The organism is Paenibacillus sp. LjRoot56, assembly GCF_964253335.1.
GTDB lineage: Bacteria > Bacillota > Bacilli > Paenibacillales > NBRC-103111 > Paenibacillus_E > Paenibacillus_E allorhizoplanae.
Genome location: NZ_CAXURV020000004.1, coordinates 1,198,697 through 1,218,443 on the forward strand (window position 1 = coordinate 1,198,697; position 19,747 = coordinate 1,218,443).

The following is a 19,747-nucleotide window of genomic DNA, read 5'->3' on the forward strand; positions in this document are numbered from 1 at the left end:
ATCACAAAAGTGCATTATAGTATATTTTTGTGCGCTATATAAGACTTATACATCATATTATACACATGTGCGTTATATTGTATATAGGTATTTACCTACGATTTAAAAATTTTCTAGGAGTCGTTTGCCAATTGGTAGGGTTGGTTTATAATGAGGAATAGAAAATCGACCGTTTTCGTTAGGTAGGCAGGAGGAATCATTAGTGGAACAAGAGCACGAACAGATTCATAAAAAAATCGGCAAAAGCCTGCAAGCGATTCGTAAAGCGAGGTCGTTGAGCTTAGATCAGGTGGCAGAGCTAACCGGCGTGAGTAAAGCAATGTTGGGACAAATCGAACGCGGAGATTCGAATCCGACCATCTCGATCCTTTGGAAGATCGTGAATGGCCTTCATATTTCTTTTACATCGTTGATTGAAGATGAGGAGCCGAAGGTAACGCATTTTCGCTTCTCCGACACAGAACCCTTGATGGAAGAAGACGGCCACTATCGAGCGTTCCCGCTCATTCCTTTTGACCAGAAGAAGCAATTCGAAATATATACGGTCGAGATGGATCCCGGCTGCAGCCACGCGTCGGAGCCTCATAATGAAGGCGTTGAGGAATACATCCTTATGATGCAGGGCAGCCTTGAAGTGACGTTTCACCAAGAAACTTTCCAAATGACGGTGGGAGATGCTATTCATTTCTCTGCTGATCAACCCCATACGTACCGGAATACCGCAGATATCAAAACCATGTACCATACGATCATTGTGTATCCTTCGTGAATTACTGCTTTTGAGCATTAATTCTTCATTGCTAGATGTCGAAAACCCACCGCAATAGAAAAGCGGTGGGTTTTTCCACTAGACGAATTGTTGAAACCGAAGCATTTCCTCAAACAAGACGAAGTGACTGTCTAGAATCTCATCCGGTGTTAGTCTCACTCCCGGGGCTGCAAGCCCCATGTTCGATTCAAAGGTCATACTCATGCCTCCGCAGACATGATGGATGGCAGAGGTCAGATTGAACGAAGGATGAGCGACAGCCCCCTCGCCGACCACTAATTGATTTCGTTCTACAAAAGGCAACCCCTGTTTGGCATAAGCAACACCTAGCTGCTGATTAAACGCTTGTTGCTTTTGCATGACCACATAGGGCAAATAGTGAATCTCCACAAAGTGATTGGCGTTATTCGCGCCCCCATGCAGCTGCACGGTCAGATCCGGCGCTTCCCCATCCGCGAGCTCTAGCAGCGCACGGGTTTCCTGCGCCATCGGGACAAAGAAATTATCATGCATCAGATTCACACCATCATCGTTAAAATAAGAACCGAGAAAATCCGATGCCTCTTTAATCGGATGCACAGCCTTGCAGTCCGGCCACCCACAGAGCGAACCGTCTTTCCACGTTCCTTGCATGTAATACACAGACTGCTCAAATGGCACTTCGATGAGCGAATCGATCGGCAAGCGGGCTCGGCCATCTGGATTCATGCACGGAATAAGAAGCAACCGGAATTTAGGCGCATTTTCCAAAATGTAATCATGTCGTTTCCCCCGGAAATCCGTTCCGGTTTCAAGGAGGTGAATGAGGTTCATAACAGCCACTATTCCCTCTAGCTCCCCTCCGTGAACGCCTCCGATCAGCAATAACACAGGCTTGTTTCCCTTGGTTTTATCCGCGTAATGCTTCGGATTGCCCGCTCCGCAGGCTGAATTGTAGTTCGCTTTTCGCTCAAAACTATCTTTCTCACCATAGGCGACGGTATAAATGCTTCTTCCACCCGCCGATTCCGTAAGCACACTCGTGGTTCCCCGCTTCACACTGTGTACACAAGATTCAATCTCCGATAATTGACTCTTCCAATACGGGATTCGCATCCTCTTCCTTCCCCCTTACCCTTTGACTGACCCCATCATGGCGCCTTTGACAAAATGCTTTTGAATAAACGGATAGACGAGCAGAATCGGTAGTGTACCCACTAAAATGACAGCATATTTGAGTGACTCCAGCACGACTTGCTTATTGCCGATTGCCGAGCTTACGGTTGTATCCGTCATTTGACCGACGAGTACAATATTCCGAATGGTCACCTGCAGTGGGAACAGATCCGCATCTCGAATGAAGATCAGCGCGTAGAAGAAATTGCTCCAAATTTGTACCGCATAGAATAACGAGATCGTCATGATAACCGGCTTAGAAAGAGGCAGAACGACGTTAATCAGGATGCCAAGATCCGATAGCCCGTCAATTTTTCCTGACTCCTCGAGTTCCTTTGGAATGCCTTGAAAGAACGTTCGCATAATGATTAAGTACCATGAGGACACAAGTCCGGGCAGCACCATCGCCCATATGGTATCCAGCAGCCCATAATTGCGGACAACGAGATACGTGGGAATCAAGCCGCCAGAGAACAACATGGTAAATACAATCATTAGCATGAATGTTTTGCCAAAAACGAGGTTCCTTCTCGATAAGGAATAGGCTCCCATCGTCGTGAAGATCAGCGAAAGTGTGGTTCCCAGCACGACATAAATGAGCGTATTTTTGTATCCAATAAGGATGCGCTCATCTCGAAGAACGGCGGTGTAGGCGTCAAAGTTGATGCCTTTGGGCCACAGGCTTATTTGATTCGTCGTCACGTTATCCGCGGAGCTTATAGAAACTGCTGCCATGTGAAGGAAGGGAAACAGCATGGTGCAAGCAAAAATTCCCAGCAGCAAGATGTTGGCCATATCAAAAAAACTTCTACGCTTGAGCATACAACGTCACTCCCTTACCATAGGCTAGTTTCTCCGAATCTGCGGCTGAGTTTATTGCTTGCGTAGACAAGTATGAATCCAATGATACCCATAAATAAATCAATGGCCGTCCCATAGCTGAAGCCTCCTTGCAAAATACCAATCCGATAGACGTATGTGGAGATAATGTCTGATGTATCATACGTAGCTGCATTGGATAACAGAAACACCTTTTCAAAACCGATTTCGAGCACTTGCCCGATTTGTAAAATGAATATGATGACGATCGTCGTCGCCATGCCAGGCAGCGTCACATGCCAAATTTGCTTGAATCTGCCCGCTCCATCCATTCTCGCCGCTTCATACTGTTGAGGATCAATCGTCGTGATAGCCGCCAGAAAAATAATAGAACCCCATCCCACTTGTTGCCAAATTTCCGAGGTCACATAGATGGTACGAAACCATTCGGATTCCTGCAAAAAACTGATCGGTGGGATACCGAACCCTTGCAGCAAGTGACTAACCCAACCAGAACTTGGAGACAACAGCATCACAATAATACTGGATACAACGACAGTGGATAAAAAATAAGGCAGATAGCTCACCGACTGAACGAATCGCTTGTAATGTGATCCTCGCAGTTCATTTAGCATGAGGGCGAGAATAATAGGTGCGGGAAAGCCAAATAAAAGCTTATATCCCCCAAGGAGAACTGTGTTTTTAATGATGACCAAGGCATCCCGATTTTCAAGAAACAGCTTGTAATACTTAAGTCCGACCCACTCGCTCCCAGCGATTCCCTTAAACAAATTGTAGTCCATGAAGGAAATGACAATACCGAACATCGGGACATATTTGAACAGGATATAATACACAAGTACAGGAGCCAGCAGCAGTAAAAAAGTTCGGTCTCGACTCATTTGCCTGAAGATGGATGGTTTCAACGGCAAGTCTCCTTCCTGAAGCGAGAAGGCTGAAGTCAAGCTAACTGACGTTCAGCCTTCGCATTTTTACAGCAATAGATGTTAAAACGTCAACTCAACGCTATTTTGTGTTCTTTTTCAATCGGTCAAGACCAGTTTGATACGTGTCAATGAGCTTTTGCGCACCTATTTTATTGAGCTCAGCAATGAATTTATCCCACTCGGTTATCGGCGTTTCGCCCATAATAAATTTGGCTACGGAAGATTCGTAGTATTTATTCAGTTGGTCCTCGATCACCGAAATCGAGCTCTTCTCTTCGCTAGTAAGTGGAGGCAATGCATTGATCACTGGGAAATGATATTTGGCAGCCTCATCAAAAGAAAACCGTTCATTTTCATTGCTGAGCGACTTCGACGACTCAAAATCAACGACGCCATACGCTCCTGTGGTCATAAGACCCAGTTCTTTGCGTAGGTCATTAGGCGTTTTGAATTGCGGCAGAAACTTACGCTTTCCGTTCTCAACAGTGAAGGATTCCCCTTCTTTCCCCCAGCTCAGCAGGTCCTTCCCTTCCTTCGAGTAAATAAAATCAAGATATCGCAGCGCAGCGTCTAGGTTCTTCGTCTTGGAGGATACGGCAAAGCCATATTCTTCAAGATCCGCTTTCGGAATGTAGCCTTTGCTACCGTACCCGACCGGAGGCGCCATAAATTTGAGATGAGCCCCGTTCTGAAGCTGATCGTTCATAATCTCGATTTGACCAATAAACTGAAGCGTCATAAACGATTTGTTCGTGGCAATGAACTGCGTCCACGCCTTATAGTCCATGGAAAGCCAATCCGGTGGCGTTAACCCTTCTTTGTAAAACTTATTCAAGTATTCCACCATTTTTTTGAATCCAGGATCGGTTGCCCCGTACTTGATTTTCCCGGTTGCTTTATCTTCAAAGAATCCCGGATAAACGCCAAACGAAGGTCCGAAATATTTTAACGTATTAATGCCATGCCGGAAGACGAATGGGTAGCTATCAGGGTACTGTGCTTTCAACTTTTTAGCCGTCTCGTAAAGTTCATCCCACGTTTTAGGCTCTTGCAGGTTATTTTTCTTAAAAATATCGTCGCGATAAAAATACACGAGCTGATTCCCTGCCCCCATCCCGTCGTTGAGCACGTGATACATTTCGCCTCCGGGCGAGGTAATTCGCTGGGTGACTTCCGGACGGGAAGCCAAGAAAGCTTTCAAGTTCGGCATTTTATCCAAATGCTTGGAGAGATCGAGAAACGCACCTTGTGGACCATACTTCTGAGCGTCTGGCGGAAAGACCGACATCAGATCTGGCATATCGCCAGAAGCGATTGCGAGAGCGAGCGACTCCGGACCGGTTTGCGTTTCTTGATTAATGGTAATATTGGTCCGTTCCTTGATCCATTTCCAGACTGCCCAATCTTTCTTGACCGGCCATGCTGGTGATAGATCAGTCAGCATACGGAGTGTTGCCGGTTCAGGCAATTTGGTTTGTGCCGTTGCGCTGGCAGATGCGCTCGGATTTGGAGCTGCACTTGAGGTTGCAGTAGGATTTTGTTGACCTGTACAGCCAGTTAATAGAGCAGTTACCATGGTGACGGCCAGTGCGCCGCTTTTTACTTTTCTCTTTGGTATCAAGTTACATGCACCATCCCTTTTCGTTGGTCTTTAAAGCTAGCAGCAATGAATGCGCTTACTACCGCTGTATCCTTGCTGATATCGTCATCATAAGGGAACATTTCACATGAGGTAAATCAGCAGAACCGAACAAGTTGCAACTACTTTCCGCTTTTCTAATAATAATACCATCTTCTGCAAAAAAGCTTATACACCCCCAGGAACATAATTTCCGGACGTTACGGGTACATGGCTACATAATCGAACAGAAACTCACTCTTATATCGCTGCGTGGTAAATCGAAACATATCGATCGATGGTATAACCGTATTCGTCGAGAAATGGACGTTGCTAACGGTGTATTCGCCCGTTGTTGGATTTACCGTGCCTGTGTCCTGCGAACTTGGGATATATCCCTTGAACGCATCCGCCTGCATGGCAAGCGTATATGTTTTCAGGGCTGTATCCATCTCGATCCGGAGTGTGATCCATTGATCGTTTGGCAGCTTAAAATCGGATGGCTTTGGAATCTTATAGCCAGTCGTCCCATTCCAATATCCGAAGGTTCCATCCGAGTAATAGGTAAACCTGACGGCCTCCGTTCCAGATCCGTACAACCTAAGCTCAAAGTTGCCGAACAAATCATCCTTCTTTTTATACATGAATCGCGTTTCAAATGTAACTTTGCCACTTAGTCCTGCGTTCGATCTCGTTATGCGCGGGCTTCCTGAGTAGTCATCTGCCGATAGACTGAGATGATCTCTGACCCACAACGCGTTCCCACTGGCATCCGGAGAAGGGACGATTTGAACCGAAGTCTCTGCGGAGGCGTTATACACATCCCAATTGCCACCTGTTGTCAGATTTCCGATACTCCGATCGTCAAACGCTTCATAGTACGCTCCGCTAGCGCTAGAACTAGGCAAAGTGACGTCCTTTTGGGGTCCCGTGAGCGATTCATTCCCTTTCCAATCTGAGGCTCGAATTTGAAACGTATAGTTCCCCGGATGTAAATTGGTTACATCATAGCGATACACATCACCAGTGACAGTCCCTACTCGGACGAAGTCGGTTTGCGTAGCCTCTTTCCGATAGATGTGATAGGTTGACACATACCCGGAATTGTCCGATGCCTGATCCCACTCCAGTCTTGCGGCATTGGAAAACAGCTTGACGGCTCTTACTGCATCCGTCGGTTGCCATACAGGTGCTGTCGTATCGCTTGAAGTTGGATGCATCGTGACGTAATCAAACAGGTAATCTCCCGTATAGCCCTGCACGAAAAACACAAATTTCTCAATGACGGAAGCATTCGCATTATTATAGAAGGAAAGGTCGTTCACGCGATAAATCCCATTTACCGTATCCATGGTGCCTGTATCATCCGGTGAGGATGTATATCCCTTAAATGCATCTGCTTGCAGACTAATCGAATACCGATCTGTGTTCGTGTTTAGGTCGAAGCGCAGTGTCACCCATTGATCTAACGGCAGCTTAAAGTTCGTGAAAACTTTGGGGATCCTGACATTAGTGGAGCCATCTTTAAAATAACCTAAGGTTCCGTCGGAAAAATAGACGAATCTGATGACATCTTTCGTGTTATCTCCAAGTTTTAGCTCGAAATTACCATTATCCGTGCTTTGTTTCTTATACATGAAGCGAGTTTGGAACGAGACCTCCCCGCTTAAACCCGTATTCGCTCTTAAGATGAAAGCATCTGTTGTTGAACTATTACTGGAGATATCGGTTACTTTCAGAACATTCCCCGAGCCCGTATCCGGTGTTGGCAGAATCGTGACCGTCGCCCCGTTATTCGTCGTAATTGACCATGGACTGGATGGTGTTGTGCCTACACCCAAGTGATCGAAATCGTCATAATACGCGCCGCTGGTTATCGTAGTATCCGGCATTCGGATCCGTGCTATCGGTCCGTTAACGGACACATTTCCTTGCGCATCCGCTGCCTGAACCTTGAACGTATAGGTGACGCCAGGTGTAAGATTTAATAGTTCGTACGCGGTAAATTGTCCTGTAACCGTTACTGCGAGATGAAAATCGGATTCTCCCTCTCCTTTGACGGCAATGCTGTATGTCGCTACCTTGCCGGAATCGTCAGCTGCCGGTTTCCACTTTAATCTCGCTGTCGTCGGGAAGAGGTGATCCATCCACAAAGAGGAAGTGGAGTCCCATACCGGTGCTTTCGAATCAACTGATGTAAAAGTGAGTGGATCGCTCTCTAGCGAGACATTGCCGCTCGTATCTACCGCATTCGCAGTAATCGTGTACGTTGCTCCAGGCGTCAATCCCGAAATTGTCGCGGTCATGGGCACTGTACTCGGATTGTTTGGCACGATCTGGTTTTGCACGCCATTCACATAGAGCTTATACGTGCTCACTCCGCTCGGGGCATTATCAGTTGAAGGTGTCCAGCTGACAGTTGCTGCTGTACCTCCCAACTGGGAAACCACTTGCAGCTGACTCGGTTTAGACGGTCGAACCTCATCCGACTTGACTTCGATCAGCCCGACCCAATCCAGATTCATCTTACCGCTGGCATGCCACATCATCACATCCACGGGACCAGCCGGCAGCTGTTGCCCGGTCTTCACGCGAAGCCCCTGCCAGTGCGAGCTATTGCTTCCGTCCCCAATCGTTTTCGGTGCCGCAAAATAGTAGGGTTGATCTCCAACCATAGCTAATCGCCCTGCTTGCGCACCCGAAGGCCCCGTCCATTCTGCGGTATATTTCAGGAGAAGATCATAGTTCCCGGCTCGCGGTGCCTGAATCGTCCACTTCACCCATTGCCCTGCCGTATCCCATTTCTCGATTCCAGCTCCACCGGACAAGAAGGATTGCGAAAGCTTGCCGAGATTCTTGCCGCCAGATACACTGTAGGTTTCCGCTTCCTGCGTAGAGAAATATAAATTCTGCTTATTCAAGTCAGGATTGCTCCACTGTTCGGTATTCGATGGTGTCGCAAGTCCGATCTTCTTCAATTTCAATCGACTTGCAACACCTTGCAAAATGACCGCTGCATTAGCTTCGAGATAGACGCTGCGCGAGTGTCCGTGCTGATCGAAAAGCAATCCCGATGGGATTTCTTCGACCTTGTACAACCCTGCGGCATTGGTCAATTTCCCCCAAGCCACGGTCGCCCCCGACAAGTCCGTGCCTGTCTGGAGCACGACTTGATTAGCAACTCCGTCAATGAGTGTATCCAACGTAACGTTAGTCGGCGTACCAGGTTGGACCGGATTGATTAGGAAATCCCGCTGTCCTTTTTCAACGCGAATATTCAGTACACTTCCCGTCTGCGTCCAATGGACGCCGTGATTGGCCATATTCACAGCTTGTGTGCCGCCAGTCGTAAGCACTTCACCGGTATTTACATCTTGCAGCGTGGTGATAGCGAGACCTGCCGTGTTGACGGCTACTAGCGATTCTGGGGAAAGACTTGATACGGAAATGCGATTCTGGCCATATACCACGGTAGCTGTCTGATCGCTATCGATAAGCGTGACGTCACTTCCCCCGTTAACACCTTTTTTGACGACCTTCTTTCCATCGACGAGCAGGATCGAGTTTCCTTTAACCGCAATCGCTGTTCCGTCGAACCGGTAGTTGTCGACATTAACTTCCCCGGTTGTTTGCGCCATGCGTACATAGACGACCGTGCCGTCCACAAAGCTTAATTTGGTATAATCGGGATAGGTTTCCGAAACCACGTTCTGAGGGGGGCTCGCTTCCCGTTTATACGCTGCCATCGTCGCGATGAACGTCGTTTGCTCTGCTTTCGGCGCAATGAACGCCGCATGCTTCTGTTGCCCATCGCCATATACCTTGGTTGGCAGCACTTCTTTTCCATTAAAATCAAGGAAACTATCCTCGAACTCCGTTCGCAACGTCTGCGGGGTGTGGAATTGAACCTTAAGCCCTGCTTCCCCTTTTAGAATCGTCGCTCCGGTATTGCCGTCAAGCTGTAGATCGTCTTCCGCATGCAGTCGCCAAGCAAATTCGTTGCCGCCTGACTTCGCCGACTGCAGTTGATCAATAACGACGAATTGATTGGGTCTAACATAGATGACACTTCTTCCCGCTTTGGACATCACGTTGACATTTCGGTTATAGGCATCCGTCGCATCACCGCTAACCGCATCAAAATCGGGGTGTGTGACGAACCCCGTCACTTTCCCGGATGCATCCATATCATTGATTTTCTGTCCGTATTTACCATCTATCGTAATCGCATTGGAGGAAAAGGTTTGTTTTAGATAGTTTTTGTCGTGGAGGGTGCCGTAATCGTCGAAGTATCCGCTCTCTATCACAAGCGGTTCTCCGAAAGCATTCAGTACGAAGCTGTTCTGATCGGCATGGCTATGATTATAGCTGCCAAAGGGACTGGATCGGAAATAGAGCGAAACAGCATCCGGATCGTAAAGCTTGGAATGCATCGCCACAAGGCCAATGTCCTGAAACCATTTGGAATCCGGCAGATCGATTGGCGGCTTCACAGGTACAGTTGCATCCCCATAGAAATAGTTGTTTAAGTCAGGGTACATCCCCGTTCCAACCGTTTGAGCAGCCCATTGCAGACGAGGATCATCATTCATTTGAGCTAACCGAGTATAAGCAGACACACTGGGGCCGTATGGGGTTTCTTGCGTACCGTCACCGAAAATCCCGCTCGGACTCCCTTTAGGCCACGCATAGAGGGGATACAAACCTTCGTTTCGGGAATACGCTTTTTTGTAAAGATCGAAGCCAGTTGCAGATAAAAGGACATCCATAAACTCCCTACCAAACATGGAAGACCACTGCCAATAGCCGGTTCCCTGTCCCCATCCTCCTTGCTCTCCGCCCCATGGCGGCATCATGTTGATATAGGCGGGCACCACGAATCGAAACCATGTCTCTGCCTCAGGGAGATCATGCAGCATCGCCACCGAAATAATCCCAAGGTACCCGAATGATGTCCAGCCGTGGGAATCATATGGCAAGCTGGGAATGCCAGCAAGCTTCGTCATTAGCGTCGAGGCTCGCGCTTTAATCATGTTTTTGACAGTATCTTTTTCCTCATTGGATAAATATCCTTGGAGCCAGTCGTAAGCAATCGCGGACCTATAGGCAATATAACGGTGTACCTGATCGTTCGTTGTATACCCCGTCGGTCCGTTATCCGCTGTGCTCCAACTTGCAATATCGAGCAAGCGTGCTTTTGCCTTGTCACCAACATTCGTGTCCTGCCCAATGAGATAAACGAAAGCTGCATCGAGCATTTGATCGACAACTTTATACGTGTAGTCTTTCAGGCCGGTTTGCCCTAATGTAGGTGCATCCGGTGCGGTTGAGGATAAACCTGCAACGGAAATCACCTTCGCATCATAGAAAGCTTTGCCGGATGTATTGGCCAGAGCTCGAAATGCTGCCAAGGAATTTTGTTTAGCCCACACTCTCGGATGCCCGTTGCCAACTAAGCTTAGGAGATCCGCAACGGGAGGTACGGGAAACTCGACATTATCCGTCTCGATTCGGAACTTTCGTATCGTGCTCCATTCCGACCACTCGCCGGTCTGTGTCTGGTACTTCACTCGCCAATACCAAGTTCCGGATGTAAATTCGTCAGGGAAATTATAATAGTTTACAGAGAGGCCGACGTTCTGAAAAGCAATCGTCGTCATTCCAGCGTCGGCGCTAACCTGCAGATGGTAGCTGACCGCACTGGGGACCGCCGGCCAGCGAAAATCAGGTGGATTCTGACTCGTTACCTGCAAACTTGCTGGGCTAAACTTCACAGCCAAACCTTTATCGGAGGGCCATGCGGCTGCAGCATGGGCAACGGAAGGTGAGCCAATCGGCCAAATGGGGAGAAAACTAGCAAGGACAAAAATAACTAACAATAGCAGCTTCCATGTTTTTTTATAAGACCACATCAATGTTATCAATCCCTTCGTTAAAAAATGGACAAGCATCGCCGAATCGTACGACTGTTCTTCCATTGGTCAAAGAGATTCTGTATGAACTAAGCTGCTAAGTTCAAAATGAAGATCCGCCGGCTCGCACCGGCGAATCTTCTCCTACTAGGGATAATGACTAACTTACCATTGAATAATAATTGTCGGATTTACTGCCGTGTCAATAAGCTGCTCTATGCGAATCCCACTAGCTGTTGCGCTAAACGTATAGGTGCCGGGCAGAAGCTCCTTTTTCACTGTGCCGAGAACGGTTGTTCCAAATGTGCGCCAGCCATCTGCATAATAAGAAACTTCGCCATCAAGCGGGTTACCTTGCGCGTCCTTCAGCTGGACTGTGATACTCGCCGTCTGAAAGAGTACGGATGGATCTTCGGCCGTATTCTGCTGCTTTTGCAAGCGAGTTCCTTCGTAGGACACCGCAAAGCTATACGTACCTGGCAGCAGTTCCTTGCTGACTTCTCCGTAGACGACGGCTCCGACTGTTCGCCAGCCATCCGCATAGTAGCTTGCGTTCCCTCCGCCAAGCGGATTGCCTTCGCTATCTTTGAGGAGCAGCTTAACGTTCACGGTCTGAAAGAGAACGATAGGATTCAAGGCAGTATTTTGCTGCAATTGCAAACGTGTTCCTTCGTATGCCATCGCATACGAATACGTGCCGGGCAGCAATTCCTTGCTGACTTCACCGTTGGCAGACCTTCCGAATGGCCGCCAGCCGTCTGCATAATAGCTAGCTTCCCCACCACTTAGCGGATTGCCTTGGCTATCTTTGAAGAGCAGCTTGACGTTCACCGTTCGGAACTGGACAAGGGCATCACTTCCCGTGTGTTGGGAAAGCTGCAATCGGGTGCCCTCGTAAGAAATGGCGAACGCATAGGATTTGTCAGGCAGCGCTTTGCTAACCGAGCCTGACGCATCTGTGACGCCAAATGGCTTCCAGTCACCGTCATAATAAGAGACGACACCTCCGCTGAGCGGATTACCTGTGCTATCTTTTAGCAGAACCTTGACAGCAGTTGCTGCAAGAGTAAAATTAAGCTGCTTAACGGATTCGATATTCCCTGATTTGTCTGTTGATTTATAGAGCCAAGAATAGGCGCCTTGCTTGTCAAACGTAACGGGAGCTGTATAGGTCCGCCAGGTGGCCCCGTTATCCAAGCTATATTCGGTTTTGGCCACGCCTGATGCGTCATCACTGCCAGTAAGTGTAACGGTAACTGGACTCGCGTAAGTACCGTTTGGTCCATCGGGCTGTAAAGGCGATAAGCTCGCGGTCGTCACAGGTGCAGTTTGATCCGGTGCGTCTTGTTGGTACAGAGTCACATAATCGAACGCATATTTGCCCGTAAAGCGGTTGGCGCTGAAACGGAAGGAATCGATTCCCTCTTTTACCGGCTCCGTATAGAAAGATATCCCTTTCACTTTATAAACACCCGTCGCCCGATTTAGTGTACCGTAATCATCAACGATGCCGGTATAGCCTTTTAATGCATCCATTTGTACGGTTAGGTCCACCTTTTTAAGTACTGTATCTAAGTCAACTCGCAGTGTAACCCATTGATTCTGAGGGAGAAAGAAACCTACCGGCTTAGGGATTTTGAACGCCGTGGATGGCGTGTTCCAATAGCCGAAAGTACCGTCCGAGAACCCGGAGAAACGTACAATGTCCGAACCTGAGCTGCCCAGCTTGAGTTCGAAGTTGCCAATAGGTGTACACATTCTGTCATTCGAGTCGGTGCATAGGCGATTATACATAAACCTGGTTTCGAAGACCGCCTTTCCTTTGATCGCCGTGTTGCTTCTCGTCACGATCGGATCTTCTACGTATTCATTATCCACCGGGAACGTCGAATCTTTCACAAGCAGAATCTTACCGCTGGATGGAGCGGAAGATTCAACAGTTACCGTAGAGGTAGAATCTTTTTTCAAGTCAACCTTCCAGTTTGGAGCAGCTAAATTTCCAGATGACATATTGTCGAACGACTCATAGTACTCACCGCCGCTCGTGGTTGCCGGCATTGCAATCGTAATGCTAGGACCGTTAACTGTACGGTTTCCTTGCGCATCCGCTGCTTCAACTCGGAACGTATAAGAAGCTCCCGGTACCAGACCGTCTACATCATAGGCATTCAGATGCCCAGCAACCGTTCCGGCAACCGTACCGTCTGCCCGATAGATGGAATAGGAAACTACTTTGCCCGAGTTATCTGTTGCTGAGCTCCAAGTCAGCCTCGCAGTAGAAGCAAATAAATGCTCCGCTTTTAGCGCACTCGAGCTTCCCCAGTCAGGCGCATTCGTATCCGATGTTGCGAATACCAGGGGCACACTCATCAAGGAACGATTATCACTTGTATCCGTTGAAGTTAAGGTAATCGAATACGATGTGACCGGTGCCAATCCTGTGATGGTTTCTGATGTGGTGCCATGAGGTACAACCTTCTTCTGTACCCCATTTATATAAAGGCTGTAATCCTTAACCCCTACATTATCGGTTGATGGCGTCCAACTTATGGTCGCAGTCGAATCCGTTCGAGCCGTGATTTGAAGATGACTTGGCGGGGTTGGTCGCACTTCATCCGGCTGATCTTCAATTAAGGCAATCCAGTCGAGATTCATGGGACCACCCGTGAGCCACATCTTGATATCGACAGGTCCAGCTTCCAGCTGCTGACCGGTCTTGACGCGAAGCCCTCTCCAAACTTCTGGTGTTCTTCCCCAGTCGGGTGTTCCCGTAGCATCATACGTCGTCGGCGCCTCCAAATAGTATGGTTTGTTGCCAACCATCGCCAGCCGACCCGTCAGCTTCCCTGCAGGAGGATCCCATGCCACATATTTCAAAACGAGATCATATTTGCCGGACTTCGGCACTTGAATCGTCCACTTCGCCCATTGTCCCGGCTGATCCCAAGCCCCTAAGCCGATGCCGCCAGATAGAAAAGGTCTGTTCGCGTATTTGCTAAAGCTTTTCCCGCCAGAGGCTGCTAGCGATTCAGCTTCCAGCCACTGCATATACAACGTATTTCGCTTCGTGTCCGGATCCGTCCACAGCTCAGAAACGGCAGGCGCATTGGTTTGAACCTTCCTTAACCTTAGGAGTCCGGGAACACCTTGTAAAATCACTGCCGCATTGGCTTCAAGGTATATACTTTCACGCCGTCCATGCTGCTCAAAAAACAGGCCGCTTGGCGCTTCTTCCACCACATATAACCCAGGTGAATTGGACAGATTTCCCCATGCAACAGCCGCTCCTAACGTGTCGCTATACGCTTGCAGTGTTACCGTGCTGGATACGCCGTCGATGATCAAAGGCAGCGATACGTCAGGAAGCGGACTTGGCACCGGAGCTTGATTCAGCTTAAAGTCTCGCTGACCGCTCTCTGTATGAACAAGCAGATTGCCCCCTTCCGAATCCCAGTACACGCCGCGCAGCGCCATAGCTTCTGGGGCAGAACCTCCACGAGGAATCTCTTTTCCATTGCCGCCATCAACCAGTTTATTGACCCCTGTATGAATGCGGACTTGTGTATCGGAAAGACTTGAAACGGACAGACGATCACGTCCATAGGCAATCGTGGCTTTCTGATCGCTTTCGATTAACGTGATGCCGTCCTTGACGACCTTCGTCCCGTCGACGAGTAAGATGGAATTGTCTTTGAGTGCAATGGCGCTTCCGTTAAAACGAATATTACCCGCAACGATTTCCCCTGCTGTCTCCGTCATCCGGACATAGACGATTGTTCCGTCTGCGAAGGCGAGTTTCAGATAATCGCCATGGTTTTCGGCTACAACATTCTGAGGAGCTGAATCCCTCTTGTATGCTTCTAACGTCGAAACAAATGTCGCCTTCTCCGTTTTAGGTGTGATGAATGCCGCATGCTTTTGCTGTTCTCCGCTGAAGGCCTTTGTCGGCTGAAGCTCCATTCCGCCAACGCCAAGGAACTGTTCCTCGTATTCCGTGCGCAATTGCTGCGGTGCGTGGAATCGGACTTTCAGTGCTGCTTCGCCTTTCAAAATGGTCGCTCCCGCCTGATCCGCATCAAGGGTCAGATCGTCTTCGGCATGAAGGCGCCATTCAAACTCATTCCCCTCCGCTTTCTTGGATTGGAGGTTATCAATCACGACGAACATATTCGGTCTGACGTAAATAATGGATCGATCAGCTTTGGACAACGCAGTGGCGTATGCGACGGATGCATCACCGCTGACCGCATCAAAGTCGGGATGAGTCACGAAGCCCACCACTTTGCCATCCGCATCGATACTATTCACAGGCTGACCGTACTTCCCATCAACCGTAATTGCGTTAGAAGCCAACGTCTGTTTAGCATAATATTTATCGTGATCGGTATCATAGTCATCATAGAATCCGCTCTCAATAGCAAGCGGTTCCCCGAATGCGTTGATAATAAAGCTATTTTGATCAGCATGACTGTGATTAAAGCTGCCGTAAGGACTTGATTTAAAATAGAGAGAAACGCTGTCCGGATCATAGAGCTTCTCATGCATGGCGACAAGCCCGATATCCTGAAACCAACGGGAATCTGGCATATCAACCGGCGGTTTAGCCTCTACGTCAGACGCGCCGTAAAAATAGTTGCTCAAATCAGGATACATACTGGTTCCGACGGCTTGAGCCGCCCATTTTAGATGAGGGTCCTTATACATTTGCGCTAGGCGATTGTAGTTGGACACGTTTGGACCACCAGGCGAATCTTCACTGCCATCACCAAAAATACCTTTCGGGCTGCCTTTTGGAAACGCATAAAGTGGATATAAGCCTTCGTTGCGCGAATAGGCCTTATCGTATAAATTAAAGCCTGTGGCAGCAAGAAGTACATCCATAAATTCTTTGCCAAACAGAGAGGACCACTGCCAGTAGCCGGTTCCCTGCGCCCATCCCCCATTTTCCCCTCCCCAAGGCGGCATTAAATTGATATAGGAAGGAACAACAGAGCGGAACCAAGGCTCGGCATCATCCAAATCGTGAAGCATAGCCGTTGCAATGATCCCTATGTACCCGTATGCTGTCCACCCATGGGAGTCGAATGGATTTTTCGGAATCGGATGCTGAGTCGTCAGAGCGTCAACCATCGTTTTCGTTCGAGTGAGCACCATGGCTTTAACTTTATTGCGATCGTCCTGACTCATAAGGCCGTAGAGCCAATCATACGCCATAGCCGATTTATACGTAATATAGCGGTGAATCTGATCGTGGGAGGCATAACTGGTTACCCCTGCCGTGTTCCAATTCGCTATATCCCGTAAACGATCTATCGCTCTTTTCCCCACCGTTTCATTATTCGAGATGAGATAGACAAAAGCCATATCCATCATTTCATTGACGACATTGTCGGAATAGGCACGGTCGACGGCAGTCGGCTCCTTTGGCAAAGCCGTATTGATATTGGCTACAGCCCAGGCTAGCTTGGCTTCATAGAAAGCCTTCCCCGACGTTTGGGCTAAACTTCTAAACGATTCAAGCGTCTCCGGTTTAGTCCAAATGCGCGGATGCTGGCTGCCGACTTGGCTCAAGAGCGTATCGACCGAAGGCACGATAAAAGGAACATAATCCGCATCAATACGGAATCTGCGAATCTGACTCCAGTCCGACCACCCTCCCGATTGCGTATGATATCGGACACGCCAGTACCAAGTCCCTGCTTCAAAAGTATGAGGAAAATTATAATAGTTCACACGAACCGCATCGTTCTCATAAACGACATTGGTTACAGTAGGGCTTTGACTCACCTGGAGGTCGTATTGATCCGCTCCCGGCACCGATGGCCAACGAAAATCGGGCGGGTTCTGCGTGGTCACAAGTCGATCCTCCGGTGCGAATGGTGTATTCAGCCCCGTTAAGACAGCTGACGGCCAACTCGATGCTGCTTTCGCAACGTTCGTGTTAAAAAGAGGCGTTAAATCAAATAAACTGGTAAGTAAAATGACAACCATACCTAAAGCAAGCCTTGTCTTCAAGCAACTCCTCGACAATTCAATCATCCCCTTCTTCAAACATAGCTTACCTTCTGCCGAATCTTGAAGAAATGAAATCGCTTACAAATTGTTCCCCCTTTCACTAGGATCATCGTACCTCCTCTAAAATGGTTCGTATATTAACTGAAACCTGTGATGATCAACTTTTTTTGACTCTTCATAAAAAAATGCCACTTTTCGTAAAACAGCCTATCTTTTCATTCCCTTAAAAGAAGAAAAAACGGATAAGCCAGCTATGTGGCTTAATCCGTTTCTCTACTTCACTGCTTAGGAATCCGTTCTTTTGCGATATTCGCTCGGTGTAACGCCAGTGTATTTCTTGAACATCCGATTGAAGGATGTAATGTTCTGATACCCTACTGATTTGGCGGCATCATGGATTTTGATTCGGCTATCGGCTAGAAGGTCTGTCGCTTTCGCAATGCGCGTTTCATTGATATAGTCCACGATGTTCTTGCCGGTCTTGGCTTTGAAGTAAGAGGATAAATATCCGCTGCTCATCTTTAGCTTCTCGGCGAGAATATCTAAGTAGATTTCTTCCGATAAATGCTCGTGAATATAATCCATGACGAAAGAGGTTACCGGGTATTTCTCTTCCTTCTGATCTCGGACAGCTTCCGACGAGAGCGTCACCCATTCGAGCATCAGCTGCTCCAGATCCTCCACTGTACCGCACTGCTGAATACGCTCCCCCGCTTTACCGTAAAGAGATGCCAGGCGTTCGGTGTCGATCGGGTAGGACGCGATCGCGTTTCGAATTTTACCTGCAAGGGAGTCGGCAAACCCCTGCAGGGTAGAGGCTGTTAATGCCTTGCTCCGCCACCTTGCAAAAAGCCGTTCCAAGAGCGCTATAAGCTGCTGCGTATTTCCTTCACGTAATTGCGTTTCCAGCTCTTTTTCTTGATCAGAAGATAAGCCAATTGAAATCGGCACCGTTCTGCGTTCCTGAATAAGCTGTGTTTCGTTCATGAGCAGCCGTTCTTCAAGCAGCGCCTCTGCCTCCTCAAAGGCCAAAGTCAGCTGTGTGGATGCGGTGTAAACGGAAGTTACGGCGATCGTGATGACCCCGAACTCTTTATCATGATCAAAAACTTGCTTCATTGCCCCAAGCAGATCAGTGATTTGGGCTTTGTTGTCTGTGAAAACGAGACTGAGTATTTGATCTTTTTCAATTTGAAAGGTCATGGAGTCCGGATAACTTGGTTGAAATGTGCTGTCGATATACGTTTTCATATAATAGGCCCATTGTTGCATGGAAGCGTTGGAAGATGGCGACTTGAGTGAAGGTTGGATTTGAAAAAGAACAAAAAAGAAAGGTTTATCGGCAAAATCAAGCTTATGCACATCATGCTCGTGGCCACGAATGGCTTTCAAGTGGTTCATGAAGGAAAGCTGCTTACGAATCATTTGACTGCCGTGAATTTCATGGGAGATAATATTAAATTCCTTAATGTTGGATCTAAATGGTGTTGGTTCGTTCATCTGCCGCAAGGATTCGATGACTTTCTTTAACGGGTTGTTAATCCGAGCTGCAAACAGGAATGAGAAGATTACACTGAGCAGAATTGCAGCTGCAAGAATAGCAACAACCGTAATGCTGAACCGGGACTGATTCGTAATCCGCTCAACGGGAACCCGGTACAGATAGGTGTAACCAGTGCCTTCGCCTTTCATCGTAAAATGGTACTTGCTATCCCGAATAAAATCATTGCCTTCGGCCTGCCTAAGATCGTCAAACGCAAGGGCGGCTTCTTGCGCCGTGCTTTTAAATAGTGGCTCTCCATCTTGGTTATAAATAATTAAATCGTTATAAAGGCTTTGGTGAAACGCTTTATACATTTTAGCAGCATCGAGAAACACGATCATATAGAAATCATCACTGTTTTTAATTAGCAGGGGGATCATGTCCCCAAGCGGTTGAGGACGGTCTCGAAAAATATGATTCGTCATTGGCGCAGCAGGCAGCATACGGTTGGCAAACGATTCCGTAAACTGCCGGCGCCAGAAATCAAGCGGATACGATTCGCTTTTATAGAACACTTGAAACATCGATTCGGCGTTCGTACTCGTGCCTTTTTCCACCACAAGATCGCCTTGTTTGGCATAAAAAACGATGTCATCAATAAATAGGTAAGGATTTGTTGTGAAGCTGGATATTTCCCGAATAACATCCGGAAAACGACTATAATTGGGGGCACTGCGCAACCTTTGTACCTCATCACTGTAAAAAAACAGATACATCTGCTTTTTGATCAAGTCCAAATGCTTTTCATAATTGTTCTTCGTATTTTCGAGCATCAGCGTGTTGTACTTAACGATCTCCTGCCTCACATTCTGTTTGGACACCGAGACTGCGTAAACGATCAGGGAGGCGAGCAGCAGAATGATGCATAGAAAGCCTGCAATTAGCCGTATAAAGAGCGAATTGGACTTGTTACGGATGAAAATAATCGGTTGTAAGGTTTTCATGCAATCCCCACTTTTTATGCAGGAT

General features: G+C 47.9%; 8 protein-coding genes. 1 reads left to right on the forward strand and 7 read right to left on the reverse strand.

Translation table 11 applies throughout. From position 1 onward, the window contains the following. Positions 1-202 precede the first annotated feature (202 nt). Positions 203-769: a helix-turn-helix domain-containing protein gene (locus ACSQ8O_RS31245; RefSeq protein WP_056615192.1), complete on the forward strand. Its 567-nt coding sequence runs from the start codon at positions 203-205 to the stop codon at positions 767-769. A 78-nt stretch (positions 770-847) separates the two neighbouring features. Here ACSQ8O_RS31245 and ACSQ8O_RS31250 read toward each other — a convergent pair whose 3' ends face one another. The 7 genes from ACSQ8O_RS31250 to ACSQ8O_RS31280 all read right to left on the reverse strand — a co-directional run bounded on the left by ACSQ8O_RS31250 (position 848) and on the right by ACSQ8O_RS31280 (position 19,722). Further along, positions 848-1,864, reverse strand: coding sequence for a M14 family zinc carboxypeptidase (locus tag ACSQ8O_RS31250; protein WP_436244814.1), 1,017 nt, complete (start codon positions 1,862-1,864; stop codon positions 848-850). A 15-nt stretch (positions 1,865-1,879) separates the two neighbouring features. Beyond that, entirely contained in the window at positions 1,880-2,746 is an 867-nt protein-coding gene (locus ACSQ8O_RS31255) for a carbohydrate ABC transporter permease (RefSeq protein WP_436244815.1), read from the reverse strand. A 14-nt stretch (positions 2,747-2,760) separates the two neighbouring features. Beyond that, entirely contained in the window at positions 2,761-3,645 is an 885-nt protein-coding gene (locus tag ACSQ8O_RS31260; RefSeq protein ID WP_436244816.1) for an ABC transporter permease, read from the reverse strand. Between the two features lie 124 nt (positions 3,646-3,769). Then, the gene (locus ACSQ8O_RS31265; protein ID WP_436244817.1) at positions 3,770-5,311 is read right to left on the reverse strand and encodes an extracellular solute-binding protein; all 1,542 of its coding nucleotides are present in this window, start codon (positions 5,309-5,311) and stop codon (positions 3,770-3,772) included. Between the two features lie 218 nt (positions 5,312-5,529). Continuing rightward, a complete protein-coding gene (locus tag ACSQ8O_RS31270; protein ID WP_436244818.1) occupies positions 5,530-11,286 on the reverse strand; it encodes a DUF4962 domain-containing protein in 5,757 nt (1,918 codons plus the stop codon). Positions 11,287-11,385: 99 nt separating this feature from the next. Further along, positions 11,386-17,235, reverse strand: a complete 5,850-nt coding sequence (locus tag ACSQ8O_RS31275) for a DUF4962 domain-containing protein (RefSeq protein WP_436244819.1) — start codon at positions 17,233-17,235, stop codon at positions 11,386-11,388. A gap of 285 nt (positions 17,236-17,520) precedes the next feature. Beyond that, positions 17,521-19,722: a helix-turn-helix domain-containing protein gene (locus ACSQ8O_RS31280; protein ID WP_436244820.1), complete on the reverse strand. Its 2,202-nt coding sequence runs from the start codon at positions 19,720-19,722 to the stop codon at positions 17,521-17,523. Between the last annotated feature and the right edge of the window lie 25 nt (positions 19,723-19,747).

Coding starts and splice junctions, on each gene's coding strand:
- ACSQ8O_RS31250 (WP_436244814.1), bottom strand. CDS start 1,864: ATGCGAATCCCGTATTGGAAGAGTCAATTATCGGAGATTGAATCTTGT.
- ACSQ8O_RS31255 (WP_436244815.1), bottom strand. CDS start 2,746: ATGCTCAAGCGTAGAAGTTTTTTTGATATGGCCAACATCTTGCTGCTG.
- ACSQ8O_RS31260 (WP_436244816.1), bottom strand. CDS start 3,645: ATGAGTCGAGACCGAACTTTTTTACTGCTGCTGGCTCCTGTACTTGTG.
- ACSQ8O_RS31270 (WP_436244818.1), bottom strand. CDS start 11,286: ATGGAAGAACAGTCGTACGATTCGGCGATGCTTGTCCATTTTTTAACG.
- ACSQ8O_RS31280 (WP_436244820.1), bottom strand. CDS start 19,722: ATGAAAACCTTACAACCGATTATTTTCATCCGTAACAAGTCCAATTCG.